Genomic DNA, 25,303 nt, shown 5'->3' with positions numbered 1-25,303 from the left:
TTATTTCCTCTCTGTTTCCTGTATTTTCTCCACGGCGCTTGTAAGTTCTCCAATAAATGAAAGAGAGCCAAACGCCAGGATCACGCTGTTTCCATCATCTTTTGCATATGCGAAAGCCTTCTCCACAGCGTCTTTAATACTCTTAGTACTCTCTGCACTGGAATTATACACCTGCGCAGCCTTCGCCAGTTCCTCTGCCGGCAATGCCCGTGGATTATCCGGCGTCTCTATGGTATAAATCTTCTCTGCAAAATGCGCCGTTTTTTCAAGGACAATGTTGTACTCTTTATCCGCAAAAACGCCCATAATGTAGATCAGTTTTTTCCCTTTAAAATAGTGCTGGATGGACTCTGCCATCTTGTCCGCTGCACCTGCGTTGTGTGCTCCATCCACAATAAAAAGAGGTTCTTTACAGATAACCGTAAATCTTCCCTGCCAGCTTGTGTGAAGAAGCCCGTCCTTTCGCTGTTCCATGGTGGTATGCCAGCCAAGCCCATCTAACTCTTCCAATGCATTTAATGCCAGCACTGCATTTTCCTTCTGGTAAACGCCTGCAAGGGAAATCTCAAACTCTTCTCCTTTATAGGAAAATCTCTGTCCAAATACGCTCTCCGCTTCCAGAACTGCCTCGTCAGGATTGGATACCACACAGGGCACTTCAAGCTGGCTGCAGGTATCTCGGATCACCTGCGCTGCTTCCGCTTTCTGCTTTGTGGTCACTACATGACAGCCTGGCTTGATGATCCCGGCTTTTTTCTCTGCAATTTCTCCAAGGGTATTTCCAAGAAATGACATATGATCCATACTGATGGAAACCAGTACGGCCAGTTTGGTAGTTTTTACAATGTTGGTGGCATCCAGATTGCCGCCCATTCCAGTCTCCAGAAGGACCAGATCACAGTTTTCTTCCTTAAAATATAAAAATGCTGCAGCAGTTTCGATTTCAAAAGGGGTGGGATGATTCAACCCGGCTTCTGTCATCCTGGCAATTGCCTGGGAAATTGTCGTCACATGCCTGGCAAATTTTTCCCTGGAGATCTTCTCCCCGGCGATCTCCAGACGTTCTCTGTAAGAATAGAGAGTTGGAGATATGTATCTGCCAACTTTATAGCCAGCTCTTGTAAGAGTCGTATATAAATACGCGATTACCGAGCCTTTTCCATTGGTTCCGGCAACGTGCACATAGGGAAGCGCATCCTGTGGATTTCCAAGGCGCGCCAGCATTTCACGCATATTATCCAGTCCCAATACGGAACCATATTTGGCTGAATCGTCGATGTAGGCTCGACACTCCTGATAGTTCATAATAGTGCTCCTCGTTTATCGAATATCTGTAAAAGGTAATATTGTTTTTTTGCCTATCGGAAATATGCAATGCTACGCCTTGCATATTTCCTCCATTATACCCTTGTAGAATAAAATAAGCAAGAATGGGAATGTTATTTTTAACTATAGAATTAACATGGACGGAATAAAAAATATTTTTTACAAAAGGAGGCCGAGCATATGAAAAAACACCCATTTCTATTCTGCGGTTTTACAGGCTGGTGCCTGGAAATTCTTTGGACTGGGCTCCATTCCCTGCTTCGGGGAGACCCAGCCATGAAAGGCACCACCTCCCTTCTTATGTTCCCCATTTACGGCTGCGCAGCCCTGATCCTGCCTGCATACAAAAAGCTGAAAAATCTCCCCACACTCCTGCGCGGCTCCCTCTACACCGCCGGATTTTACCTGGGAGAATTTACCAGTGGCTCTATTTTACAGGCTTTTCACATGTGCCCCTGGGACTATTCCGGAGTGCCCCATCAGTACAAAGGAATCATCCGTCTGGACTATCTCCCGGTCTGGTTTCTCACAGGATTGTTTTTCGAAAAAATACTCACAAAATCTTCTTGAAAAATCATTCCAAGTAGTATATGATAGGTCGAAGAGATTTTGCGTTACCACTCACAGAAGAACCTTTTTGAAAGAGTTTTCGTGAAACGTAACACTCTAACCCAAAACCACACACTCATAACGGAGGTATATCATGAGACACTTAATGAGTCCGCTGGACCTTAGTGTTCCGGAGCTCGAGAAGCTTCTGGATCTTGCCAGCGATATTGAGAAAAACCCCAAAAAATACGCACATACCTGTGACGACAAACGGCTTGCCACACTTTTCTATGAGCCAAGTACCCGTACCCGTCTCAGTTTTGAAGCTGCTATGATGAACCTTGGCGGTAAGGTTCTTGGTTTCTCATCTGCAGATTCCAGTTCCGCAGCGAAAGGGGAAACTGTTGCCGATACCATTCGTGTTGTTTCCTGCTATGCAGATATCTGTGCTATGCGTCATCCCAAAGAAGGTGCTCCGCTGGTAGCTTCTATGGTTTCTAATATTCCTGTTATCAATGCCGGTGACGGTGGTCATCAGCATCCAACCCAGACTCTTACAGACTTACTTACCATCCGTTCCTTAAAGGGACGTCTTGACAACATTACCATCGGACTGTGCGGAGATCTGAAATTCGGACGTACCGTTCACTCTCTGATCGAGGCGCTGGTTCGCTACAACAATGTAAAATTCGTACTGATCTCTCCGGAAGAGCTTCGTATCCCAAGCTATATCCGTGAGGACGTGCTGAAGAAGAACAACATCGAGTTCATGGAAGTAGAACGTCTGGAGGATGCAATTCCGGAGCTTGACATTCTTTACATGACACGTGTTCAGAAAGAGCGTTTCTTCAATGAGGAAGATTATGTTCGTATGAAGGATTTCTACATACTGGACAAGCAGAAGCTTTCCCTTGCAAAGGATGACATGTACATTCTTCATCCGCTTCCTCGTGTTAACGAAATTTCTGTTGAAGTGGACAGCGATCCGAGAGCTGCATACTTTAAACAGGCCCAGTACGGTGTATATGTGCGTATGGCCCTGATTCTTACATTATTGGAGGTGGAACTGCCATGTTAAATGTTGGAGCACTTCGTGAAGGTTTCGTATTAGACCATATCAAAGCCGGCAAGGCTATGACTATTTATCATGACCTGAAGCTTGATAAGCTTGATTGTACCGTTGCGATCATCAAGAACGCAAAGAGTAATAAGATGGGCAAAAAGGACATCATCAAGGTTGAGTGCCCGATTGAAGATCTGGATCTGGATATCCTTGGTTTCATTGATCACAATATCACCGTAAATATCATTAAGGATGAGAAGATTGTTGAGAAAAAAGACCTTCGTCTTCCGAAGCAGGTTGTAAACGTGATCAGATGTAAGAATCCCCGCTGTATCACTTCTATCGAGCAGGGACTGGATCAGGTGTTTGTTCTGGCTGATGAGGAGAATGAGGTTTACAGATGTAAATATTGTGAGGAGAAATACTCTGGTCACAGAAACAAATAAGTTATCTCTCTAAATCATTGTTTTTTATAACAATATTGATATTTTATTGTGGAAGCTGAATACAGCTTCCACTTTTTTGTGTAACAGAGAATTCCGGCGGAGTTTCCTGTCACATAAAAAACCTGGGAAAATCCAGCAGAACTGAACCTTCTCAGGTTAAATATCACATTGCATCATACAATCCGATTCTTAAATACGCAAGCAGACCGATAAGCCGGGTTATGTCGTTGAGTGATCATCTGTCTAGGCCTTCCGTTGCCGAAAGGCTCAAGCGACCTACCTGAAAGCACGACGGGCCGCCGTATCGCTTTCTGCTCGGTCTTGCTTCGAATGGAGTTTACATGTGCCCGGCCTGTTACCAGGACGGCGGTAGTCTCTTACACTGCCTTTCCACCCTTACCATGGCAAGCCATGGCGGTTTATTTCTGTTGCACTGGTCTGGGAGTCGCCTCCACCGGACGTTATCCGGCATCCTGCCCTGTGAAGCCCGGACTTTCCTCGTCTGAACCCTTTCGTCTGTCCAGCCGCGATCACCTGGCCTGCTTGCGCAAGTGCTATTTTAACATTATTGCTTTAAGATGTAAAGTACTATTTCTCATTTCTCCCTGTCATAGAACCTGTTAAGGTTACGGTAAACGGAGTAAACAGTAACCCTGTAAATAATCACTTGAGTAAATCTTTATACTCTTTCTTTTCAAGTTCCTTCTCATATGCAGCATAGGCTTCTGACAGAGAGCTATACACTTTACCGTCCCCGGCTTTAATAACCCCTTCATACCCCCATTTATTATAAAGGTGATTGGAAATTGCCACATATGTTACATCTCCTTTCTTTCTCTCGGCCGTTTGAGATTTCGAGACGTAATAATTTCCATCTCCTCTTTAAATCAATATTGGTATTGTCTTACCAGCTCCCACCTTATTAGTATCAAATGAAGTCCAAAACAAATATCTTTCAGATGCTTTGTCTGAATTTCCATTTCCAAGAAACGCCCATGTACCATTCTTCAGCAGACTTTGTTCGCCCAATACTTTTTCAATTTTCGGGACAAAAGTTGAAAAACTCGCTTTCGAATCAATTTCAAAATTACTGTTTGAACTTATCTTCGCATCACTCAGACAGCCACTGTTTTCTATAGTTTTAAAGAAATTCTCACTCATGTCATAGCTATTTGACGCAGAAGTCCCATCCCCGCTCCACACAAATTTGGTTCCCTTTTCCTGGTCAAACGAAATCTTACATTGTCCACCTGCTCCAGGTTTTCCAATCCAGTTCTCCGTATTGCCTTCCTTTACCGAATGGCTGATTCCCCCAATTGTAATTACATCCGCCGACTGCCAGTCATACTGTTTCTGTTTCAGATCGACAGTAACCTCTTTATCATAGATTCCCATGTTTGCCTCAGTCAGCACTTCTGCATAAGCAGCGCGTACATTTGCAAGGTCTGCTGCTTCCCTGCTTTTTCCAACTGACTTCCGAAAACAGGTATTGCAACAGCCACCAGTACCGCAATAATTGCAACCACGATCAAAAGCTCAGCCAATGTAAAGCCTTTGCGACTTTTTTTCATAAAATACTCCTCAATTTCTTACAAGCACATCTGCATCATCAGGTGTTAAAACAGCTTCCCCCTATAAATTCTCTTAACAGGGAATTATTAGGCACTTCCTCGCTTGGCACAGCTACAAAATAATCAAAAAATTTCAGCAGCCTGTTTGCCTCCAGATATTCCGGCTCCTCTTTTGAAATTCCAAAGAGAAGAGGCTCTGCGTATACCTTCAGACATGCCAGTTCATAGATCAGTGCCGAGTTAAACATAACATCCGCTTCTTCCTGGTATGGAAAAATATTTTTCTCCTCACCACGTCTTACAGAGGGCCACCTTGCAATGGTCTCGCTGGCTGAGGTTCCTCTGGTTCTTGCATCCCGGACGATTCTGCGGATCAGCCTGCCGTCTGTGGTAGGAATCCGGTTGTGTTCATCAATGTTCAGCTGGGTGAGGGCACTGATATAGATTTTGAACTTGCTTTCCTTCGGAAGCGCATAGCTTAATTTGTCATTCAGACCGTGGATTCCCTCAATAACAAGGATGTCTTCCTTTCCAAGCTGGAGAAAATCGCCTTTATATTCTCTCTGCCCGGTCTTGAAGTTGAACACCGGAAGTTCTATTCTCTCTCCATTAAGAAGTGCCAGCATATCTTTATTGAACTGCTCCACATCAATGGCTTCCAGACACTCGTAATCCTTTTCCCCGAATTCATCCAGCGGGGTATGCTCTCTGTTTACAAAATAATTGTCAACAGCAATGGGATGTGGCTTCATTCCGTGTGCCGCCAGCTGAATGGACAGCCTGTGGGAAAAGGTAGTCTTGCCGGAGGAGGACGGACCAGCGATCATGACAAACTTCTTGTTTCCGGCCTCCACAATCTGCTCTGCAATTCTGGCAATTCCAGACTCCTGGATTGCCTCCTGCATAAGAAGTATCTTCTGTATCCCCTGGGAAACGATCTGGTCATTCAGTTCACCTACTGTGGAGATTTCCAGCTTTCTGCCCCACTCTTCAGAATCCTTCTGCACCTGGAAAATCTTATCCTGGGGCTGGAATTCCGGAAGCACATCCGGAGCCTTAGCCTCCGGCAGAATCAGCACAAAGCCTTCATCATACAGCTTCAGGTCAAAATATGGCACATAGCTGGTATCGTAAGCCATTGCCCCGTAAAAATAGTCCTCGAAATTCTCTATGCTGTAAATATTCACCTTGGAAACCCTGCGATAGCGGAACAGCTTCTCTTTATCATACATTCTGTGATGATGAAAAAGTGTAATTGCTTCATCCGTTCCTACACTTCGTTTCTTCACCGGGATTTTCTGCTCCACCAGCTCTGTCATCCGCTTCTTTACCTGGTCAAGAAATGCCTGATCCAGCTTCTGTTCTCCCGCCATGGTAAAGTAAAAACCGCTTCCTACAGAATAATGAAGCACCACTTTATCTACTTTTTCTTTGCCTGCAAGATCGTAAATTGCCTTTAAAAGCACCAGACATGCAGTTCGCTTATAGGTTTTATTTCCAATGCTGTCTTTTGTGGTGACCAGCCGGACTTCACCGTCCCGTTCTGCTTTTTTATGAAGCTCACAGATCTTGCCTCCTGCAATTACAAGAATAACAGGAGCCGGGCTGGTCTTTTCGTACTCTTTTACAACTTCTTTGTAGGTAATTCCCATGGGAAACTCTCTGGTTTCCCCATTGATTGTAAGTTTCACTGCATGATCCATAAAATCTCCTTTTCTGATCCGAAAGATCAATTAGGCTAAACATAAATCACATTTTCCAAAACCAGACAATATTAGTCTGACAACTCATTTTATCTCCGGACGGACGTCATCTCGCCCATCCACACCAGGTCTCCACCTTATAGTATAGTATACGGGCTTCTCACCTTTGCGCAGCTGACTGTAAGCTCCGGAAACGCTTTTGCCAGTCTTTCCTTCATATCTTCCATAAAAATATATTCCGTACCGTAATGACCTGCGTCAATGATCGCAAGCCCCTGGGCAACGGTGTCAATTCCGGTATGGTGGTCAATATCACCTGTCACATATACATCAGCCCCGGCTGCAAGCACATCCTGGATCATGCTTTTACCAGAGCCGGTACATACGGCAGCCGTTTTCACAGTCTTTTCCAGATTTCCGTATACTTTCACATCTGAAAGCTTCAGGTTTTTTTTTACAAGAAGGGCGTACTCCTTTAAAGTCATCTCACAAGGCAGATTTCCCACACGTCCAAAGCCAATGGGCTCCCCGTCTTTTTCCCCGGTAGCACAAAGTACCTTCGTATCTGACAGTTCCAGATATCCGGCACTTAAATCTGCCATTCCCAGAATATCATAGTTGGTGTGCATCGCATAATAAGATATTCCATGGCGCACCAGACTGATAATCTTCCGTCCTGTAAAGCTATGATTGTTGATCTTCTTAATACCGGAAAAGATCATAGGATGGTGGGTAACGATCATGTCTGCTCCAGCCTGGATAGCCTCGTCTAACACCGCTTCGGTAAGATCAAGGGCAAGAAAAACATGTTTTACCTCACTCTCGTCATCTCCAGTAAGAAGTCCCACATTATCCCAGTCCTCTGCAACTGCTGCAGGAAAATTTCCTCCCAGCCAGTCTGTCAGTTCTTTAACCTTCATATTCTGCCAGCGCAGCAGCGATCAGCTGCGTCTCCTCCTTTACTTCCAAAATGCGGGCAGTAACTGCCTCTGCCTTCGGTGCCGCTTCCAATTGTTCCAGAATCTGGGAGCGGATCCGGGATTCCCGCTGAAGATAACGAAAAAGCACCTGGTTCTTTTCCTGAAGAAGATATTTGCCAAAGGCTTCCTCCAAGGTGTAAGCAGCTGGATTTTCCGGCATTTCTGCCCCTTCATCAGCATGCAGGTTCTCAGAAAAAGCGGCTTTCACAGACATATTTTTTTTGAAAGAATCCGCGTTAAGTTGCAAACTGCTGTGAACATTTTCCCCAGGCACCACCCGCATCATGGGATAAAATTTCCCATCCTCTTCCACCATTTTCTCTTCTGTGATCTCCCAGCCTTCAGACTGGATAAATCTGCGAAAATGGGGAATGTCGGACTGTGGCTGTAAAATCAGCTCAGAGAAAGAATTTCTCACAGACCTGCCATCTGTGAGAATCCTTTCCATAAGGGGACCGCCCATACCTGCGATCACAAGGGTGTCACCCTCTCCGGCTTTCAAGCCTTCAAGTCCGTCTGAGAGCCGGGTCTGTATGTATTCCTCCAGTCCATACTGCCGGATATGTTCCTGGGCCCTGGAAAGGGGACCTTTCCGCACATCCATCGCAATGGCGGATGGAATTTTTTTCTGCTGTATCAGATACACCGGCAGATATCCATGATCACATCCCACATCTACCAGCCGGTTTCCTTCTGTTACCATATCTGCAATTGCAGACAGTCGTAAGGATAACTGCATAGTCCTCTCCTTAATCCAGATAATCCTTCAGCTTGCGGCTGCGGCTTGGATGACGAAGCTTACGAAGCGCCTTTGCCTCGATCTGACGGATACGCTCTCTGGTAACGTTAAACTCCTTACCAACTTCCTCAAGTGTTCTTGCACGTCCGTCGTCAAGTCCGAAACGAAGACGGAGAACCTTCTGCTCTCTCTCAGTAAGAGTTCCCAGAACCTCCACCAGTTGCTCTTTCAGAAGGGTAAATGCTGCTGCATCAGCTGGAACCGGAACATTGTCATCCTGGATAAAGTCTCCAAGGTGGCTGTCCTCCTCCTCACCGATCGGGGTTTCCAGGGAAACCGGCTCCTGGGAAATCTTCAGGATCTCACGTACACGGTCAACCGGCATGTCCATCTCCTCTGCAATTTCCTCCGGGGTAGGTTCACGCCCAAGCTCCTGGAGTAACTGTCTGGAAACGCGGATCAGCTTGTTGATGGTCTCAACCATATGCACCGGAATACGGATGGTACGCGCCTGGTCTGCAATGGCTCTTGTGATAGCCTGACGGATCCACCAGGTAGCATAGGTACTGAACTTGTAACCTTTTCGGTAATCAAATTTTTCAACAGCCTTGATAAGACCAAGGTTGCCTTCCTGAATCAGATCCAGAAAAAGCATTCCACGTCCTACATAACGCTTTGCAATGCTGACAACAAGACGAAGGTTGGCTTCTGCCAGACGCTTCTTGGCATTTTCGTCGCCCTGTTCCATTTTCTTTGCAAGCTCGATTTCTTCTTCTGCTGAAAGAAGCGGAACTTTACCGATTTCTTTCAGATACATACGAACCGGATCCTCAATGCTCACACCTTCCGGAACAGAAAGATCGATCTTATCCAGTTCTACTTCTTCCTCATCGTCCAGACCATCAATATCCATGTCATCGTCCAGCATAAGGTCATCTGCACTGTTCTCTGTGATACGCAGCACATCTACCCCACTTGCCTCAAGGAAATCGAAGATCTTGTCCATCTGTTCCGCATCCAGTGGCTGGTCTTTGAAATAATCACTGATTTCCTGATATTCCAGTACGTTTTTCTTCTTTTTTGCAAGCTCCAGAAGTCCCACCAGTTTCTCACTGAATTTGCCCATATTCATTTCCATAGGTACTCTAACCTCCATATAGTGTTAATATTTTATCCTTATTCAAAAGAAATATGCAATTGCTGCCTTTTTCTTCCAAGCTCCTCCAGATCCTTCTTGGCCTTTACAAGCTCCTGTAAGGCACCCATATCGGTCGGATCCCAGTTTTTATTTTTTTCTTCCAGGCTTTCCTGCTTGATCCGGATCAGCGCATCGGAAAATGCCCGCTGCTGTTCCTCCTTTGTCTCAAGGTGGATGGTGGCATTAAACAGGGACGCCACTTCCCGCTGCTCCTCGCTGTCTGTAAAAGCATTCATAAGTCTGGCCGGGTTCACATCTCCCTCTTCGTGTTGCTTCCAAAGCATTTCCGCCACCTCTTTATAGAGGGGAACGACGAAATCAGAAGGGGAAAGATATTTCTCCACTGTGTCAAAGATTCCCGGATAGGTGACAAGCCAGGTAAGCATCAGCTTCTGGGATTTGTCGGAAGCACTCTCCCTTTTTTTCATAGGAGAATCGCCGGATTTCGGCTGGATCCGCTTCTCTGCGGGTGTCCCCTTCATTGCCAGGGTGTTCACCCTTTTCCGAAGGTCTTCTACACTGATTCCATATTTGCGGTATTCCTTCACGATTGCCTCAATGTAAAGGTTCCGCTCCAGTTCATCGGAAAGCTCCAACAGATACTGGGCGCACCGCTCGAAGAACCGGTTCTGTCCCTGTGGCTCGTCCATGGGAAATTCCCCTGAGGCGATGCTCACACGGAACATAAAGCTGTCTGTGGCTGCCTCCAGCCTTTTCTCAAATGCCTCGGCGCCCTCTGCCTTGATAAATTCATCCGGGTCCTTGTGGGGCCGCAGATTCACGACCCTGGAATTTACCCCAGCCTCCCTTAAAATGGGGATTGCCCTTAGCGCTGCCTTTACACCAGCTTCATCACTGTCATAAAGAAGAAGCACTTCCTGGGTATACCGCTTTACCAGGCTGGCATGTCCGGATGTAAGTGCTGTTCCCAGGGAAGCCACCGCATTGGTAAATCCTGCCTGATGCATGGAGATCACATCCATATAGCCTTCGCAAAGGATCAGGTAATTCTTTCTGGTCGTTCTGGCAATATTCAGGCCGTAAAGATTGCGGCTCTTATCAAAGATCTGAGTCTCCGGCGAGTTCAGGTACTTTGGTTTCCCGTCTCCCATGACTCGTCCTCCGAATCCGATCACCCTGTTATTCACATCCATAATGGGAAAAATAACACGGTTCCAGAACTTGTCATACATGCCCTGGCGCTCATCCACATTGAACAGTCCGGATTCCCGAAGAAGCTCATCACTGTAATTCTGGGATTTCAGATATTTGTACAGGTCATCGCTGTACTTGTCCGAATAGCCCAGTCCGAATTTTTTGATGGTCTCTTCGCTTAATCCTCTGCCAGTGAGATAATCGTGGGCGATTTTTCCATTGTCGCGGCGCAGCTGGTAGTAAAAATACTGGGCTGCTTTTTTATTGATTTCAAGCAGGGTGGCACGCTTCTCAGCCTTCGCCCTTGCTTCTTTGGAATATTCGATCTTGGGAAGCTCCACCCCGGCGCGCTCTGCCAGATGGGAAAGGGCTTCTCCAAAAGAGTAGTTCTCATATTCCATTACAAAATTGTATACATTTCCTCCAGCTCCGCAACCGAAGCAGTAATACATCTGCTTGGACGGCGTTACGGAAAAGGAAGGGGTCTTCTCATTATGAAAAGGACACAGACCAAAATAGGAGCTTCCTCTTCTGGTCAGTCTTACATACTGGGATATCACGTCTACAATATCATTTTTCATTCGCACTTCTTCAATGATATCGTCGGAATAACGCATGCTTATCCTCCTTACACATAGTGTGCTGCACGTCCCAAAATGTGCCGTACAGTTTCAGCCGTAAACAAATATTATAACTTATTATAAGTATTTTGTCTATGCTTTTTAATATACGTTACTGCTCGCTCCGCGAACAGTAACCGCTTCGCGATGCACAGAAATCATGCATTCGCATGATTTCACGCCGAGATTCTCGGGTTTTCTGTGAACTTTGTTCACAAAAAACACCTCGCGGAATATTGGCAATGAATAGTAACTAATATACCTCCCAGGCTCTTGGTATAAAAATCTCCTTGAATTTCTTCATGGAGTACTGGTCGGTCATTCCTGACAGCCAGTCGCATACCGCCCGATCCTTTGGAACACCCTTTTTCTCAATAAGAGCGATATACTCCTTTGACATTGCTTCCGGGTGATCTATGTAATACGCATATAATTCTGTCAGCATCTTGATCGCTTTGGATTCTTCCTTCTTCGCAATGGTGTTCAGATATACTTTCTGGAACATCTCTGCCCGAAGATCCATAAGAGCCTGTTCTACAGGAGCGGACATCTGGATAGCAAGCTGATCAATGCTGTGCTCAATGATATCGTGCACAAATGTGTTCAACCGCTCTCTTGTGGTCTGTCCAAGAAAATCCCGGAGACTTGCTGAAATATCCTTCTCTGTAATGATCCCTGCCCGCTGTGCATCATCCATATCGTGATGCACATAGGCGATCTTATCGGAAAAACGGACTACCTGGCCTTCCAGAGTGGAAGGATGACCGCTGGTGCGGTGGTTCAGGATTCCGTCTCTTGTCTCCCAGGTAAGGTTCAGGCCATCGCCATTTTTCTCCAGGACTTCCACCACACGGACGCTCTGCCGATAGTGGGCAAAGCCTTCTGGATGAACCGTATTAAGAGCGTTCTCTCCGGAATGGCCAAAAGGCGTATGCCCTAGATCATGTCCAAGGGCAATGGCTTCCACCAGATCTTCATTCAGCCGAAGTGCCTTGGCAATAGTCCTGGCGATCTGGGAAACCTCCAGGGTGTGGGTCAGCCGGTTCCGGTAGTGGTCTCCCTCTGGTGCCAGAAAGACCTGTGTCTTATCCTTCATCCTGCGAAATGCCTTGCTGTGCAGGATTCTGTCCCTGTCTCTCTGGTAAACGGTCCGGACATCACACTCTTCTTCCTCCCGGTCTCTTCCTCTGGAACGTCCGCTGTATGCCGCATAGGGACTTAAAAGTTCCAGTTCTCTTTCTTCCATGCTCTCTCTGATATTCATATATCTTCTATCCTCCAAAGACTGACAGGTGCGCTGATAATCTTCCTCCTATTAATTATATTCTACACAAAATTTCAAATTCCTCTTTTTTTCAAAAAAAACTTGAAAATTTTTAATTTTTTTCAAAAAATGTGTTGACAATCATATACCCCTTTGTTATACTAATATCCGTCGCAGCGAGAAAGAAACATTTCTCCGAGAGAAACGCGATATGCGGAAGTGTCGGAACTGGCAGACGAGCAAGACTAAGGATCTTGTGAGCATTGCGCTCGTGTGGGTTCAAGTCCCATCTTCCGCATGACTATTTAAATAGTCACAATTTCATATTTTATCGCGAAGAGGTTTACCTCTGTGAAATGCGGTATGCGGAAGTGTCGGAACTGGCAGACGAGCAAGACTAAGGATCTTGTAAGCATTGCGCTTGTGTGGGTTCAAGTCCCATCTTCCGCATGTACTACATAAGTAGTTACAATTTAATATCTGATCGCGTAGAGATTTTTATCTCTGTGAAATGCGATATGCGGAAGTGTCGGAACTGGCAGACGAGCAAGACTAAGGATCTTGTGAGCATTGCGCTCGTGTGGGTTCAAGTCCCATCTTCCGCATTTTTTATTGCTTCAAGAAGTGTCAAGAGCCTGCAAAACATTGATTTTGCGGGCTTTTTTGGACTTCAAATGTTCATAAACTATCAAAGGGTGTCAAGAGTTTGCCCCCATTCTGCCCCCATTCTGCCCCCCCAAGTAGCAAGATTCTTGCCCCAAAAATTATAAGCAATATAACGCAACATTTATAAAATAAAAAAAGCCTTTACTCTCCTAAGGGGCAATACAGGATTGTAAAGGCTCTTCATAATTTTCATTATTTTCTCATTCATACTGATGGTACCTTTTACTTCGGCAATTCCGTCACTGTCTCCAGCTTAAATCCTTCCCACATATCTGCAGAAATATTCCACTCGCGCAGATCCGTAACGATTTTATGATAAAACGCCTGTCCGCCGCGGACAATGTCGTAGGTGCGGGCGTCGCCTCTTGCTTCCAGGTGACGGCCAAAGCTGCAGTTTGTCACATCCTCCGGACCGTAATCATCTACATCTCCACCTGGCCAGAAAATATAAAGTCTGGGAATATCATCAATCTGGCGCAGATCGATTCCTGCAAGCTTCAGGAATTTCTTTCCAGTAGACTCATGGGCAGTAAACACATGGGAATAACGCCATACCGTTCTTGTAAAATCAGATACACGGAACTGGCCAAGCCAGTCTTCATCCATCATTCCATCTGAAGTCTCTCTGGAAACGATCACCACGATCGGGAATAACCGCTCGGAATCCTTCAGCGCTGTGATCAGATTTCCAAACATCTCCTCCCGCAGGATCCTTCTTCGGTTGGAACACTCAATTCCATTTACAATTCCGATATTATCCACGATTGTCTTATAATAGCCCGGATAGCTGAAGAAGGTTACTCCCGGATCCTGGATGGTATGCTCTCTGGCCGGCTGGGCATATCCGTTGCAAACCTTCAGGATTACCTTCTCCTGCCGGGATACCTCAAGCCCTGCCTCAGAATACCAGATCCTGCCGCCCACTTCCATATCCATATGTCTTACATGCATATTCAGGCGGCGGTTGCCCGGATCATAATTCACAGCCACATGGTAAGCCAGGATATCCGCATGATAGGTGCTGGTCTTCTGTGGCATCTGTTTAAACAATCCGCCATATTTTCCCACGATCCAGCCATATATACTGTCTGCTGCCTGCTGGAAAATCTCCGTAGTAGAAGCCGGCTGTCCCTCTCTCATCCTGCTTCCGTCCACCTCTGTACACATCTGGAATACATTGTGACGGATCAGAGGCTTCATCTCATAATGCCAGGACTCTCCCAAGCTCTCTTCACGGCCATCGTTATAGACATCACGTTCCTTAAAGATTGCTGTCAGACGGCTGTCATGGAACTGGCTGTCGTTTAACAGGGCAATGATCGTATTTACATTGATAGGCACCTTACGGCTGCGGTGAAGCAGCTGGTCCACCAAAGTCTGCTTGCTGGTCTTATAAATACGCTTCGCCAGATTCTCCACCTGTAGGTCACAGTCCTCATCCAGCAGCTGTGCCACCTCCGGGTAGAGCTGTCCCTCTCCCAGCTTCAGGCGGAAATGACTCTTGATCATATCACTCCATCTGCCTGATTTATAAAGGGAATGCCCCAGGTCTTCAAACAGGGTAACCATAGATTTATCACAGAGCTCCAATGTGGCCAGAATACTGTTAAAGTATCTGGAAAATCCCTTGTAATTCTTCCAGAGTTCTTCTCCTTTATAGCGCATATCGTGCTCAATCTCATGCCAGCCTTCGAAAAACATGGTCTTGATCTGGATCTCGAAGGTGTCATCAATATACATATCCCAGGTCTCCGGGGAAATCTCCGTTCTCAAATATTCCGGAAGCCGGCACACACCGTTCAGCTTGGTAGGCTTAAACTCTTCCTCACTTCGTTCTGAGGTAGACCAGCCAATTACGTCGAAAGTATTTTCCACAATGTTCTGGCAGATTTCCACGTCATCATCAAAATACAGGTTGATGCGGACACCTACCAGATCCTGCAGCTTCTTATTCTCTGCCCCGTAATCCTTCAGGGCAAATTTATGAGCCATAGAGGAGGCTGTCTTAATTCTGGAAAAAACCCTGTAGTATAATCCGCACTGCTCCAGCCGGTCACTGATAATGCGCTTCAAATCCTGCTCCACAACAGCCGGAACCTTTACCTTGGCAGCCAATTCCTCCTTTGTGAAAATTACTCGTTTCTGTTCACTCACTAATTTTACACCACCATTTATTTGTAACAGTTCAGCATTTACACGCCTGACACATCAGGGCATCTCCCAGCTGAACCATTACCATATTTTACGTTACTTACGTTCTACTAAGCATACACTTTAGTATAACAGAATTTGCCCAAATAAAAAAGGGAATTTCCGAAATATAATCGAAAAATTTTGGTTAAATCAAAAGCATTTTTTACATGCCTCATACCCCTGGGCCTGTGCCTGGGAAACTGGCTCCTGGTATGCTTTGTCCGGGTTCATATTTCCACAGTCCGGAATACTGTGGTATTTGCTTCCTGTAGCGGAGATCCACACCATTTCCTCCTGGCTGTCATCCGCTGCTGCCGTCTGTTCCGACTCTTCTGAAACAGCCCTACTGCTTCCTTCTGATGCAAATCCAGCCGTTTCCCCGCTTTGTGCAGCCGCTTCTCCATCCCCGGAAGTATAATCATTGCAGGGCTCCATATTCCAGGAAATGGTACTGCCATCTGAGGATGCCACGATGGTGCCCTGTTCATCTGTACGGTATACCGAAATCCCCATGTCCGACAGTTTTTCCATGGTATCTGCATCCGGATGGCCATACATATTCCCAGCTCCACAGCTGATCACCGCAAATTCCGGGACAGTAGCCTGAAGGAAATCCCAGCTTGTAGCTGTGGCAGATCCGTGGTGTCCCACACTTAACACGTCGCAGTCCAGATCCAGACCGGATGCAACCATATCGCTCTCACTGTTGTGGTCCGCATCTCCGGTAAAAATAAAACTGTTGTCCCCATTTGTCAGCTTGATGGCTACCGAATTGGCATTGCTTTCCTTGCTGATTTCCTTTGGGGAAAGAACGGTAAATTCACCAGATCCAAATTCATACTCTGTTCCAACAGCCGGATGTTGCACTTCAAGCCCCTGTGCTGCCACCCCGTCCATAAAGGAATCATACAGGGAAGAATCGTGGACATAATCTGCCCCGATCACGTTATCCACCTGAAAAGCATTCAGACAGCCGATCAGTCCGCTCACATGGTCCTCATCATAATGGGAAGAAATCAGATAATCGATTTCCGATACATTCTGCTCCTGCAAATAGGAAACCACATAACTGGAAGCGCTTCTCGGCCCTCCATCATACAAAAGCGTCTGCCCCTCTGACTGTACCAGAATAGACAGCCCCTGCCCTACATCCAGAAAGTGTACCGTCATGCTGCCGCCAGCTGCCCAAACCGTGCTTTCATTTCCCGGAACAACAACTCCTGCCAGGATCAAAATAAATGTTAAAAGATAGCCTGCAATTCGTTTTCTTAAGTGTTTCATTCTATTCCTTCTTTCGTACTTTTTTACACCCCTGCGTCTTTCTGCTTCGGCGTGTTCCCTTCCTTGGGCGTATCTGCATTTTTCATCTGCCTTTTCATTATAATATATTTTCGTCCCTACAAACATCACTTTTTCTGTTTTGACACTCTTTCTTTCCCCCGCATATAATACCCAGAAGAGCATTTTATGAGGTCGTCCATGTATTACAGTAAAACCTTACGTGCACAACAGGAAAATGTAGACCAGGGAACCCTGCAGATAACGGTCCGTTCGGAGACAGACAACCGGCCTGTGGAAAATGCACTGGTCCGCATTTCTTATACCGGCGATCCAAACAGCGTTATCGAGGAAGTACGGACAGATTCTTCTGGAAACACGCCAATCCTCCAGCTGAAAACGCCGCCTCTGGAATACAGCCTGAACGCTTCTGAGGAGGCACAGCCTTATGCAGAATATTCCATGCAGATCGAAGCCGAGTATTTCCACCAGGAAGAGATCGCAGGCACAGAAGTATTGCCCGCTGTTCTCGCCAAGCAGCCAGTCCTTTTAAATCCCAGACAGACTTCTGTTCCAGACAACAGAGTGGTCATTCCGCCTCACACCCTCTTCTATGAATATCCGCCCAAAATACCAGAATCTGAAATAAAGCCAGTAAATGAAACCGGAGAAATCGTTCTCAGCAAAGTGGTCATCCCAGAGTACATTGTTGTTCACGACGGTCCCGTCGGGGATAACTCCGCCTCCAATTACTATGTACGCTACCGGGATTACATCAAAAATGTAGCCAGCAGCGAGATCTATGCTACCTGGCCTGACGATACAATTCGCGCTAACGTTCTTGCAATTATGTCGTTTACACTAAATAGGGTTTACACTGAGTTCTATAGAAATAAAGGAAAGGACTACACCATAACCTCATCCACCGCCTACGATCACAAATGGATCCGAGGCCGCAATATTTTTGACTCCATCGACCGTATTGTAGATGAACTTTTTGAGAACTACCTTTCCCGTCCCAACGTCCGTCAGCCCATTCTTACCCAATATTGTGACGGAGAACGGGTACAGTGCCGTGACCTGGGATGGATGACACAGTGGGGAAGCAAGCGGTTAGGAGACCAGGGATACTCTGCTATTGAGATCCTGCGTCATTTCTACGGAAACGACATGTATATCAACGTAGCCGAAGAGGTCTCCGGCATCCCATCCTCCTGGCCAGGCTATGATCTGGATATGGGTGCTTCCGGAAACAAGGTGCTCCAGCTTCAGGAACAGCTGAACGCCATCAGCCAGGCTTACCCGGCACTCCCAAAAGTGAATCCAGATGGAATCTACGGCTCCCAGACTCAGGCTTCTGTCCGCAAATTCCAGAACATCTTCGGTCTGCCCGAAACCGGGATCGTAGACTATCCCACCTGGTACAAAATACAGGAAATTTACGTGGGTGTCACCCGGATCGCGGAATTACAGTAAACACAATATGGCGGGATTTCCCTTCTCCCGCCATGTATTATAATACTTATTTTATTATAATCCCCTAATAGATGTTATTCTGCAAGGCATTTTTTGTGCACGTAGTTTACAGAAAACCAGAGAAATGCAGCGGCTTGTCTCCATCGGCATCCGCTTTCCGCCGCAGTATGCTCCTGCCCAGCAGGGCTTTTCCTCTGCTGACCAGCCATCAGCCTTCTGCTAATTCCCTCAGCAGTTCATGCACCGTAGTAATTTTGTCAATCCTGCCCACATTTGCCCCGCAGAACATCAATCCATTCTCCACATCCCCCTTCACAGCATCGATCAGCACCTTCGTAATGCAGTAGGGCACCTGGCTGGGATTGCATTTTTCCAGGCAGTTATAGCATTTCTGTACTGGGATCCGTCCCGTCTCTACCGCTTTTATAAAAGAATTGCGAAGGGCTCTTCCAGGCATTCCAACAGGACTCTGGATGATCTGCACATCCTCTTCCTTCGCATTTACGTATGCCTGTTTATATCTTTCATCCGCATCACACTCCCTGGTTGCCACAAACCGGCTTGCGATCTGCACCCCGTCCGCCCCAAGGAACATGGCATGGTCAATGTCCTTCCGGTCAAAAATCCCGCCAGCGACTACCACCGGAATCTCCCGGCCAAACTTTTCCTCATATTCCTTCTTACAGGTAATAATATCACGGATTTCCTGGTCAAAATCCAATTCCCCTCTGTAAGCCAGCTGCTCCCTGGAAAAGCCCAGATGCCCGCCAGCCTCCGGTCCTTCCACTACGATCAGGTCTGCCGTCCGGTTATACCGGTGTGCCCACATTTTCAGGATTAAATTGAGCGCCCTCTTAGAAGAAACAATAGGCGCGATCCTGGTTCTGCAAAACTCCGGTACCAGCTCAGGCAGCTCCATAGGAAGCCCTGCACCGCTGATGATCAAATCTGCGCCACAGGCTACAGCCTCCCGTACATGTTCTTTATAATGCTTCAGTGCCACCATAATGTTCACACCGATCAGCCCTTTTCCCCTGGCGATCTCCCTTGCCTTCAATATATGCTTTCTAATCGCCTTCAGATTGCACCCTGCCTGGTCTTTCTCAAAGCCCTCCTCGTCATACCCGATCTGGGCTGTGGAAATAACTCCCACTCCCCCTTCTGCTGCCACCGCACCCGCAAGAGAACTTCGGCTCACTCCAACTCCCATTCCTCCCTGGATGATGGGAAGTTCTGCCACCTTATCTCCAATTTTCAAGCTCTTCAAACTGCTGTTATATCCTCTATCCAAAACAATCTCCTCCATATTTCAAAATAGTTTGATTTTAAAACTATTTTAGTATAAAGTATAATTGTTTTTATGTCAAGTTTTTCTTTTATCGCATACTTTATTACATAGTTTTTATTACCACATGCAAGTCTGTTGCCAAACAACCGTGACAAAGCACGAACTCACATTCCTGTTATCGCGGTGATCACCAAAGTTCCATACACACACATATTGGGGGACGCCCTGCCTACAGAAAAAGGCCATGCGTACCAACTTGATACACATAGCCTTCACTTTCCTTCTACATTTTCATCTGCGAACCCCTCTGAAAAACTCTCAGAAAATCTTCAAAATATCATTATACATAACCACAACCATCAACAGCATCAGCACCATCAATCCTGCGAAGTGGATCATGCCTTCCACCTGCCGGTTCACAGGCTTCCTGCGAACTGCCTCAACCACCAGGAAGACCAGACGTCCGCCGTCCAGTGCCGGAAGCGGAAGCAAGTTCATCACACCAAGGTTTGCAGACAAAAGTGCTGCCATATACAGCATATTTACCCAGATGGTCAGCATGCCTTCACTCTTGCTTGCTTCATAGGTACTGCCGATTGCATCTACCACGCCAACCGGACCGCTTAAATCCTTCACCCCAAGTCCGCCGGTAAGAAGCTCCTTCAGACTAAGCAGCGTAGACCGGATCATATATTTTACTTCCAGTGTTCCATATTTCAGCACTTCAAAGCCCTGTGTCCTGGTATACGCCAGATTATAGGAAAAACGAAGCACTGCAGAGCGGGATTCTGAGGGTGTTACCTCTGCGGTATACTCCAATCCATCACGCTCATAGGTAATGGTCACAGCCTCACTTGTAAGCGGATGCTCAGCAAGATATGCAGTATAATCATCTGCATTTTCCAGTCTGGTTCCGTTAATAGATGTGATCACATCCCCAGGTTCCACTCCAGTCTCAGACAGACCCATTCCCGGGATCAGAGATTCCACTTCCAGAGAATCAGGACTCTTTCTGTTAAATCCAAGAAGATATCTCACCTGCACATCCGGTTTGAAAGAAAGCTCCACATCTTTTCCATCTCTCTCCACCGTCATATGGATGGTCTCATCCTCCTGTGGACTGTTCAGATACATATACAGATAGAGATCTCTTGCCAGGTCAATGTGATAGCCCTGGTATTCCTTGATGATATCCCCTTCCTGAAGACCAGCTTCAGCCACGGTAGAGCCGCTTTCCACCTGGGTAACCTTTGCCGGATCATAGCCAACCAGGGCCACAATGATCACTGCAAACACGAAAGCCAGAATAAAGTTAAAGATAGGTCCTGCCGCAACTGTAGCAATCCTTCCCCATACCGGTGCTCCATTAAAAGTCCCCTGCGCCTCATCCTCCATGTCCTCTCCCAACATGGCACAGGAGCCTCCAAGAGGCAGAAGCTTCAGAGAATATCTGGTTCCATTCTTCTCTGTGCTAAGCAGTCTTGGTCCCATTCCAAGGGAAAATTCTGTTACCACGATCTTGTTTTTTTTTGCCAGCAGAAAATGTCCCAGCTCATGAAAAAGAATAATCGCACTAAAAATCAACAATGCCAGAATGATCTTCAAACTACCACCTGCTTTCAATCCATTTATAAGTCTCGTCTTCTACTGCCAGTATCTCCTCCAGATCCGGATCCGCGATCACATGGTGTCTCTCCATAGACTGTGCAATAATATCGTAAATATCCAGGAAACCGATCTTTTCCTGTAAAAACTTCTTCACAGCCAGCTCATTTGCTGCATTAAACACAGTCGGCATACTGCCGCCTTTTCTTGCAGCATCCATAGCCATTGGAAGTCCCAGGAATGTCTCCATATCCGGATCTTCGAAGGTAATCTCTTTTAATTTATGGAAATCCAGCCTTTTTCCATTCAGATATCTGCGCTCTGGATAATAAAGTGCATACTGGATGGGAAGCCGCATATCCGGAGTTCCAAGCTGTGCCATAACCGCGCCATCCTTAAACTCCACCATGGAATGGATAATGCTCTTCGGCTGGACAACCACCTGGATATGATCCAGATCCACATCAAACAGCCATCTGGCCTCCATAACCTCAAGGCCTTTATTTACCAGTGTAGCGGAATCCACTGTGATCTTCTGTCCCATTACCCAGTTCGGATGCTTCAGGGTATCTGCAAGAGTCACATGTTTCAGCTCCTCTTTCTTTCTTCCGCGGAAAGGACCGCCGGAAGCTGTGATAAGAAGCTTCTCCACCTGAGCACGTTTTTCCCCGTGAAGAGCCTGGAAAATAGCACTGTGCTCACTGTCTACCGGAAGGATCTGCACCCCATACTCTTTCGCCATAGGAATGATCAGATGGCCAGCCGTTACCAGTGTCTCTTTGTTGGCAAGTGCAATATCCTTGCCAGCCCTGATGCCCTCCATAGTCGGACGGATTCCGATCATTCCAACCACAGCAGTCACCAGAATGTCCGTCTGGGGCATACGTGCAAGTTCCAGCAGTCCATCCATACCGGATACGATCTTTACATCCAGGTCTGCAAGGCGGACAGCCAGGTCCTTAGCCGCATTCTCATCCCAGACTGCGATCAGCTGGGGATGAAACTCTCTCGCCTGCTCTTCCAGCATTTTTACATTTTTTCCGGCACTGATCCCCAGTACCTCTATGTCACCGTTGGCTCTTACCACATCCAGTGTCTGTGTACCGATGGAGCCGGTTGAACCTAAAATTGCAATTTTCTTCATGTAAAATTCCTTTCATTCCATCACACGGGCAAATCATGCCTTATCATTTCCGCTCATTCATGCAAATATTTCGTTACCAATCCTGCATCAGATTCCCAGCACCAGCTTCGCAAGGAAATAAATAGCCGGAGCGGTAAAGATCACACTGTCAAATCTGTCCAGGATTCCTCCATGTCCCGGGATCAGCTTTCCATAATCCTTGATTCCCTGGTTTCTCTTAATGGCAGAAGCAGCCAGGTCTCCCACCATGGAGATCAGTGCCCCAACTGCACAGATCAGCGCATATTCTGCCACCTTGCCGCCAGTTGCAGCCGCATAGATTGCTCCTAAAAGGGCAGCTCCGGCCACTCCGCCGATTCCGCCTTCCACGGATTTCTTCGGGCTTAAGATCGGTGCCATCTTGTGCTTACCAATCAGCATTCCCACACAATATGCACAGGTATCACATCCCCATGAGCACAGGAAGATCAGCCACACCAGGAATTTGCCATCCGGCAGGTTTCTGGTAAGATAAATGAAGGACAGCATCACAGCCACATACACAACTGCAAAAAACGCAGGCATTACCTGATCTGCCTTAAACTTGGGATACGTAAATACATAGACAAACATAAAGATCATAAACGAGATGATCACGCCCATCATTCCGTATTTTTCAAAATCCAGTGCCATCAGCACATAATAGATCACTGCTCCCACATACCCGGCGATTTCCAGTGCATTAAACTGATCCTCTCTTACCTTCATCACCTTGTACAGTTCCTGCATTCCGATCAGGGAGATTCCAAGCAATGTGAAAAACAGCACATAACCTCCGCTGATGATTGTCAGAAGCGCTACTGCAACCAGCACAATACCGCTTAAAAGACGTGTCTTAAACATCTTACTCCTCCTTCACACCGCCATATCTTCTGTCTCTTTGATTATATTTCTCAATAGCCTGTATTAATTCAGCTTTATGGAAGTCCGGCCATGCCACATCTGTAAAATAAAATTCTGTGTAAGCCAGCTGCCACATAAGGAAATTGGAAAGTCTCTGCTCTCCGCTGGTACGGATCAAAAGGTCCGGATCCGGCACTCCTGCAGTATCCAGATAGCTCTCCACCCGCGCTTCGGTCACATCCTCAGGGGAAAGCTTTCCATCAGCTACATCCTGAGCCATTTTTTTCATTCCTCTTGTGATCTCATCACGGCTTCCGTAGTTCATGGCGATCTGGAAATACAGCTCATCATAATCCTTGGAAAACTCCTCCAGTTCCCGGATGCTCTCCTGGATATCCGGTGCGAAAGCGGAAATATCGCCAATGATCTTGATCTTCATTTTATTATCTCTGGAAATCTTGATACATTTCTTCAGATAGCTGCGGAACAGTTTCATAAGACCGTCAACTTCCTCCCTGGAACGCTTCCAGTTCTCTGTGGAAAAAGCGTAGACAGTCAGATATTTCACGCCCAGATCCTTGATGTCGTAGCAGACCTGCTCCAGATTGGCGCAGCCCTTTATGTGTCCATAGCCTCTTGGCATTCCTTTTGCCTTTGCCCAGCGCCCGTTTCCATCCAGAATTATGGCAATATGATTGGGTACATTCATAATTTTCTCCTTATTTTATTGATTTCTATAAAAGCCAGAAAAGAGCTCCTGTTAAGAGCTCTCTCTGCATTTCTTTATAATAGACTGTCCCTATTATACAGTCATGATCTCCTTACCCTTTGCATCTACTGCTGCATCTACATCTTTGATGTATTTGTCAGTAAGCTTCTGGATCTTGTCTTCCAGCTCTTTGATCTCGTCCTCAGATACATCCTCTTCTTTTTTCAGTTTCTTGTATGCATCATTGGCATCACGGCGGATGTTGCGGACTGCAACCTTGGCAGCCTCACCTTTCTTCTTAACGTCCTTAACCAGATCTTTACGGCGCTCCTCCGTAAGCTCCGGGAAAACAAGACGGATCACTTTACCATCGTTGTTCGGGTTCAGGCCAAGATCAGAAGTAAGGATTGCTTTCTCAATTCCTTTGATCAGGCTGGATTCCCATGGCTGGATCTGGATCATACGGGCTTCCGGAACGGTGATATTTGCCACCTGCTGAAGTGGTGTAGGGCTTCCATAATAATCTACAGTCAGCTTGTCAAGGATATGGGGATTGGCACGTCCTGCGCGGATGGTAGCCAACTCTGCCTCTAAGCTTCCCAGTGTTTTTTTCATTTTCTCTTCATACTTCTGAATTCTCTCATCCATAAAATTAATCTCCCTCTCTATGATTTTCTGCTGGTAAGCAGTATTATCCGGTTTCTTATACAGTCACTTTCGTTCCGGAGAATTTTCCGTGAACGGTATTGATAATGCTGTTCTCCTCGTCAAGAGCAAATACAAGCATCGGCATCTTCTGCTCCAGACACATGATGGAAGCGGTAAGATCCATAGCTGCAAGCTTCTTATCTACAACCTCCTGAATGGAAATCTCGTCGTACTTCACAGCGTTCGGGTTGGTCTTCGGATCGCTGTCGTAAATACCATCTACAGCCTTTGCAAGAAGGATGGCATCTGCCTCGATCTCAACTGCACGAAGAACAGTAGCTGTATCGGTAGAGAAATACGGATGTCCGGTACCGCCTGCGAAGAATACCAGTTTGCCCTGTGCAAAGCTCTCCTCTACGCTGTCCTTGGAATACAGCTTTGTAAATGCGCCGCATGCAAATGGAGTGTAGATCTCAGTCTGCATTCCTGTATATCTGCAAAGGTCAGATACATAGATGCAGTTCATAATAGTGGCAAGCATACCGATCTGATCTGCCTTATTGCGGTCGATGGTCTCGCTGGTACGTCCTCTCCAGAAGTTTCCTCCTCCGATCACGATCCCGATCTGTACGCCTTCGTCAGAAATTGCCTTGATCTGCTTCGCTACTGCAAGTACAGTGGCTTCGTCAAAGCCTGTTTTCTTCGGGCCTGCAAGAGCCTCCCCGCTTAATTTTAATAATACTCTTTTCATTTCCATTCTTTTGTCCTGCCTTATTTTATATTAATAATATCCAGAGCAG

General features: G+C 46.5%; 23 protein-coding genes, 3 tRNA genes and 1 other RNA gene. 7 read left to right on the top strand and 20 right to left on the bottom strand.

The window, feature by feature from the left end:
* Complete coding sequence (locus ACTQ50_RS08655; RefSeq protein WP_441483864.1) at positions 1-1,305, bottom strand: bifunctional folylpolyglutamate synthase/dihydrofolate synthase; 1,305 nt, start codon at positions 1,303-1,305, stop codon at positions 1-3.
* A gap of 201 nt (positions 1,306-1,506) precedes the next feature.
* On the opposite strand from ACTQ50_RS08655, the gene ACTQ50_RS08650 reads away from it, so the two are divergent.
* The 3 genes from ACTQ50_RS08650 (at position 1,507) to ACTQ50_RS08640 (ending at position 3,384) form a co-directional block, all read left to right on the top strand.
* Positions 1,507-1,896, top strand: coding sequence for a putative ABC transporter permease (locus ACTQ50_RS08650; RefSeq protein WP_441483863.1), 390 nt, complete (start codon positions 1,507-1,509; stop codon positions 1,894-1,896).
* Positions 1,897-2,029: 133 nt separating this feature from the next.
* Positions 2,030-2,953: an aspartate carbamoyltransferase gene (gene pyrB / locus ACTQ50_RS08645; RefSeq protein WP_441483862.1), complete on the top strand. Its 924-nt coding sequence runs from the start codon at positions 2,030-2,032 to the stop codon at positions 2,951-2,953.
* Positions 2,947-3,384, top strand: coding sequence for an aspartate carbamoyltransferase regulatory subunit (locus ACTQ50_RS08640; RefSeq protein ID WP_118578704.1), 438 nt, complete (start codon positions 2,947-2,949; stop codon positions 3,382-3,384). The genes pyrB and ACTQ50_RS08640 overlap by 7 nt, the downstream gene beginning before the upstream one ends.
* 194 nt (positions 3,385-3,578) lie before the next feature.
* Here the strand turns inward: ACTQ50_RS08640 and rnpB are convergent.
* From rnpB to ACTQ50_RS08590, 10 genes are all read right to left on the bottom strand, one after another.
* An RNA gene (rnpB, locus tag ACTQ50_RS08635) (RNase P RNA component class A) lies at positions 3,579-3,930 on the bottom strand.
* 117 nt (positions 3,931-4,047) lie between these two features.
* Positions 4,048-4,197 (bottom strand): hypothetical protein, encoded by a 150-nt coding sequence (locus ACTQ50_RS08630; RefSeq protein ID WP_441483861.1) that lies wholly within the window; start codon positions 4,195-4,197, stop codon positions 4,048-4,050.
* A 69-nt stretch (positions 4,198-4,266) separates the two neighbouring features.
* Positions 4,267-4,779, bottom strand: a complete 513-nt coding sequence (locus ACTQ50_RS08625) for a hypothetical protein (protein WP_441483860.1) — start codon at positions 4,777-4,779, stop codon at positions 4,267-4,269.
* Positions 4,780-4,790: 11 nt separating this feature from the next.
* Positions 4,791-4,955, bottom strand: a complete 165-nt coding sequence (locus ACTQ50_RS08620; RefSeq protein ID WP_441483859.1) for a type IV pilin protein — start codon at positions 4,953-4,955, stop codon at positions 4,791-4,793.
* A gap of 38 nt (positions 4,956-4,993) precedes the next feature.
* Positions 4,994-6,658: a nucleoside kinase gene (locus ACTQ50_RS08615; RefSeq protein WP_441483858.1), complete on the bottom strand. Its 1,665-nt coding sequence runs from the start codon at positions 6,656-6,658 to the stop codon at positions 4,994-4,996.
* Positions 6,659-6,795: 137 nt separating this feature from the next.
* Positions 6,796-7,578, bottom strand: a complete 783-nt coding sequence (locus ACTQ50_RS08610; RefSeq protein ID WP_441483857.1) for a Nif3-like dinuclear metal center hexameric protein — start codon at positions 7,576-7,578, stop codon at positions 6,796-6,798.
* On the bottom strand, positions 7,568-8,377 hold the full coding sequence (locus tag ACTQ50_RS08605) for a tRNA (adenine(22)-N(1))-methyltransferase (protein ID WP_441483856.1): 810 nt from the start codon (positions 8,375-8,377) through the stop codon (positions 7,568-7,570). The genes ACTQ50_RS08610 and ACTQ50_RS08605 overlap by 11 nt, the downstream gene beginning before the upstream one ends.
* A gap of 10 nt (positions 8,378-8,387) precedes the next feature.
* Positions 8,388-9,515, bottom strand: coding sequence for an RNA polymerase sigma factor RpoD (gene rpoD, locus ACTQ50_RS08600; RefSeq protein WP_118578714.1), 1,128 nt, complete (start codon positions 9,513-9,515; stop codon positions 8,388-8,390).
* A gap of 38 nt (positions 9,516-9,553) precedes the next feature.
* A complete protein-coding gene (gene dnaG, locus ACTQ50_RS08595; RefSeq protein ID WP_441483855.1) occupies positions 9,554-11,347 on the bottom strand; it encodes a DNA primase in 1,794 nt (597 codons plus the stop codon).
* 256 nt (positions 11,348-11,603) lie between these two features.
* On the bottom strand, positions 11,604-12,614 hold the full coding sequence (locus ACTQ50_RS08590; RefSeq protein WP_441483854.1) for a deoxyguanosinetriphosphate triphosphohydrolase: 1,011 nt from the start codon (positions 12,612-12,614) through the stop codon (positions 11,604-11,606).
* Between the two features lie 213 nt (positions 12,615-12,827).
* Here ACTQ50_RS08590 and ACTQ50_RS08585 point away from each other — a divergent pair.
* The 3 genes from ACTQ50_RS08585 to ACTQ50_RS08575 all read left to right on the top strand — a co-directional run bounded on the left by ACTQ50_RS08585 (position 12,828) and on the right by ACTQ50_RS08575 (position 13,219).
* Positions 12,828-12,912 (top strand) — tRNA-Leu (locus ACTQ50_RS08585).
* 67 nt (positions 12,913-12,979) lie between these two features.
* Positions 12,980-13,064: transfer RNA gene (locus tag ACTQ50_RS08580), tRNA-Leu, on the top strand.
* A gap of 70 nt (positions 13,065-13,134) precedes the next feature.
* Positions 13,135-13,219: transfer RNA gene (locus tag ACTQ50_RS08575), tRNA-Leu, on the top strand.
* A gap of 283 nt (positions 13,220-13,502) precedes the next feature.
* Here ACTQ50_RS08575 and ACTQ50_RS08570 read toward each other — a convergent pair.
* Together ACTQ50_RS08570 and ACTQ50_RS08565 are read right to left on the bottom strand one after the other, a co-directional pair.
* Positions 13,503-15,434, bottom strand: a complete 1,932-nt coding sequence (locus ACTQ50_RS08570; protein ID WP_441483853.1) for a hypothetical protein — start codon at positions 15,432-15,434, stop codon at positions 13,503-13,505.
* 189 nt (positions 15,435-15,623) lie between these two features.
* Positions 15,624-16,754: a ComEC/Rec2 family competence protein gene (locus ACTQ50_RS08565; RefSeq protein WP_441483852.1), complete on the bottom strand. Its 1,131-nt coding sequence runs from the start codon at positions 16,752-16,754 to the stop codon at positions 15,624-15,626.
* 198 nt (positions 16,755-16,952) lie between these two features.
* On the opposite strand from ACTQ50_RS08565, the gene ACTQ50_RS08560 reads away from it, so the two are divergent.
* A complete protein-coding gene (locus ACTQ50_RS08560) occupies positions 16,953-18,227 on the top strand; it encodes a peptidoglycan-binding protein (protein WP_441483851.1) in 1,275 nt (424 codons plus the stop codon).
* A 208-nt stretch (positions 18,228-18,435) separates the two neighbouring features.
* Here the strand turns inward: ACTQ50_RS08560 and ACTQ50_RS08555 are convergent, their stop codons facing one another.
* The 7 genes from ACTQ50_RS08555 to pyrH form a co-directional block, all read right to left on the bottom strand.
* Positions 18,436-19,518 carry an NAD(P)H-dependent flavin oxidoreductase gene (locus ACTQ50_RS08555; RefSeq protein ID WP_441483850.1) on the bottom strand — a complete coding sequence of 361 codons (1,083 nt, stop codon included), beginning with the start codon at positions 19,516-19,518 and terminating at the stop codon, positions 18,436-18,438.
* A gap of 315 nt (positions 19,519-19,833) precedes the next feature.
* Entirely contained in the window at positions 19,834-21,120 is a 1,287-nt protein-coding gene (gene rseP, locus ACTQ50_RS08550; RefSeq protein ID WP_441483849.1) for an RIP metalloprotease RseP, read from the bottom strand.
* A 1-nt stretch (position 21,121) separates the two neighbouring features.
* On the bottom strand, positions 21,122-22,264 hold the full coding sequence (dxr, locus tag ACTQ50_RS08545; protein WP_441483848.1) for a 1-deoxy-D-xylulose-5-phosphate reductoisomerase: 1,143 nt from the start codon (positions 22,262-22,264) through the stop codon (positions 21,122-21,124).
* 87 nt (positions 22,265-22,351) lie between these two features.
* Positions 22,352-23,146: a phosphatidate cytidylyltransferase gene (locus ACTQ50_RS08540; protein WP_441483847.1), complete on the bottom strand. Its 795-nt coding sequence runs from the start codon at positions 23,144-23,146 to the stop codon at positions 22,352-22,354.
* Between the two features lies 1 nt (position 23,147).
* Entirely contained in the window at positions 23,148-23,855 is a 708-nt protein-coding gene (locus ACTQ50_RS08535) for an isoprenyl transferase (RefSeq protein ID WP_441483846.1), read from the bottom strand.
* Between the two features lie 93 nt (positions 23,856-23,948).
* Positions 23,949-24,503 carry a ribosome recycling factor gene (frr, locus tag ACTQ50_RS08530; RefSeq protein WP_226822760.1) on the bottom strand — a complete coding sequence of 185 codons (555 nt, stop codon included), beginning with the start codon at positions 24,501-24,503 and terminating at the stop codon, positions 23,949-23,951.
* A gap of 55 nt (positions 24,504-24,558) precedes the next feature.
* On the bottom strand, positions 24,559-25,254 hold the full coding sequence (pyrH, locus tag ACTQ50_RS08525) for a UMP kinase (protein WP_441483895.1): 696 nt from the start codon (positions 25,252-25,254) through the stop codon (positions 24,559-24,561).
* Between the last annotated feature and the right edge of the window lie 49 nt (positions 25,255-25,303).

The sequence above is a fragment of the Blautia sp. Sow4_E7 genome, assembly GCF_052116245.1.
In the GTDB taxonomy this organism is placed as follows: domain Bacteria; phylum Bacillota; class Clostridia; order Lachnospirales; family Lachnospiraceae; genus Blautia_A.
This window is presented reverse-complemented; position numbering and strand designations above follow the sequence as displayed.